At 36.2% G+C, this 298-nt stretch carries 1 pseudogene; it reads right to left on the bottom strand.

The features are described 5' to 3' along the window. Positions 1–150, bottom strand: a pseudogene (locus tag C1E99_RS03605) (guanylate kinase); the annotation flags it as partial. Positions 151–298: the final 148 nt, after the last annotated feature.

Below are 298 nucleotides of genomic sequence, written 5' to 3'. Positions count from 1 at the left end.
ATCAACTTCTCCTGGTCTCTGTGGACGTGTCGTCATGGATACAGAATATTCAAATTTATTATCAGAGCTTTCAAAAATTTCCTTTCGAACTGTTCCTTTTCCAACACCAGATGGGCCAGAAAAGACAATGAGTAAGCCTCGCTCTTTCATGATATCTCCTTTTAAATCTTTCATTCTAGTGTAACAAAATTTAGCATGAATTTCAACTGCTTTTAAATACGATTAGAATATTTTCTATTCCCAACCCTAAACGAACTTTGAGCCAGTAGAAAAAGAGCCCTTCGGACTCTTCTACATT

The organism is Streptococcus suis (assembly GCF_002964045.1).
GTDB lineage: Bacteria > Bacillota > Bacilli > Lactobacillales > Streptococcaceae > Streptococcus > Streptococcus suis_U.
Note: the sequence above shows the minus strand (reverse complement) of the source record. Positions and strands in the feature narration are given on the sequence as shown.